Source organism: Streptomyces sp. NPDC006879, from assembly GCF_042869595.1.
In the GTDB taxonomy this organism is placed as follows: Bacteria; Actinomycetota; Actinomycetes; order Streptomycetales; family Streptomycetaceae; genus Streptomyces.
On sequence record NZ_JBIAGC010000112.1, the window covers coordinates 1 to 1,317 of the forward strand.

Genomic DNA, 1,317 nt, shown 5'->3' on the forward strand with positions numbered 1-1,317 from the left:
TGAGGCTCCCCCTGTGACCTGGACAGCCTGATACTGGGACGGATAGTCCCGGAGGAAGCAGTCACAGGTAGTGAGCAAGAAGAGCAACATGGGTAAGCGGTACACGGCCGAGTTCAAGCGGGACGCGGTCGCGCTGGCGCTGTCGTCGGACAAGACCGTCACCGAGGTTGCCCGGGACCTGGGCGTGAGCCCGGAGGGCCTGCGGAACTGGGTCAAGCAGGCGAAGATCGACCGGGGCGAGGGGCCTGCCGGGGCGCTGACCACGGCCGAGCGCGAGGAGCTGGCCCGGCTGCGGCGGAAGGTCCGCGAGCAGGAGGCGACGATCGAGGTGCTGGGAAAAGCGACCGCCTTCTTCGCGCAGCAGAAGACGAAGTAGCCGCGCGCTACGCGTTCATCGATGCGGAGAAGGCTTCCGAGAGCAATCCCGGCGGCCGTCCGGTGGCGTTCCTGTGCCGGGTGTTGAAGGTGTCCCGCTCGGCGTACTACGCCTGGATGGCCTCCCGGTCGGCCCGGCGGCTGCGGCAGCGCGCGGAGGCCGAACTCGTGGCGGAGATGCGGGTGTTGCACGCTGCCTCGCGCGGCGCTTACGGCGCCCCGCGGATCCATGCCGCCCTGCGCCGGGCCGGGCGGGTGGTCAATGAGAAGAGGGTTGAGCGGCTGATGCGCGAGCACCGCATCATCGGGGTCACCCGGCGCCGGCGGCGCTGTCTGACCCGGCAGGCGAGGCGGGCGGTGTTCGCCGCCGACCTGATCCGGCGGGACTTCACCGCACCGCGGCCGGGGATGCGGCTGGTCGGCGACATGACCGAACTGGTCACGGCCGAGGGCAAGGTCTACCTGGCCACCTGCATCGATCTCGCGACGCGGGAGGTGATCGGCTGGGCCATGGCCGACCACCACCGGGCCGAGCTGCCGGTGGCGGCACTGCGGATGGCTGCGGGCCGGGGCGGCCTGGAGCCGGGCTGTGTCATGCACACCGACCGCGGATCGGAATACACGAGTGACGAATTCCGCAAAGAGATACGCAAGTTGGGTATGAGGCAATCCATGGGCCGTGTCGGCTCCTGTTACGATAACGCCGCCGCGGAAAGCTGGTTCGCCGTCCTGAAATCAGAGATCGGCACCAGCGTGTGGGCGACCCGGGCCGCAGCCCGCGCCGACATCTTCCGCTTCATCGAGGTCGAGTACAACCGCAGCAGACTCCGCAGACACCCCGAGTTCGGCTACATCACCCCACTCGAAACCCGGGTCCGACTGCAACGCGACTTCACCCCCGCAGCGTAAGTTTCCGCTGTCCACGGTCACGGGGGAGCTTCA

General features: G+C 68.6%; 2 protein-coding genes. Both read left to right on the top strand.

Annotation, left to right across the window (positions count from 1 at the left end; all coding sequences use genetic code 11):
• Positions 1 to 70 precede the first annotated feature (70 nt).
• Positions 71 to 376, top strand: coding sequence for a transposase (locus ACFYMC_RS29785; RefSeq protein WP_388531286.1), 306 nt, complete (start codon positions 71 to 73; stop codon positions 374 to 376).
• 17 nt (positions 377 to 393) lie between these two features.
• Complete coding sequence (locus tag ACFYMC_RS29790; RefSeq protein WP_388531289.1) at positions 394 to 1,284, top strand: IS3 family transposase; 891 nt, start codon at positions 394 to 396, stop codon at positions 1,282 to 1,284.
• Positions 1,285 to 1,317 lie beyond the last annotated feature (33 nt).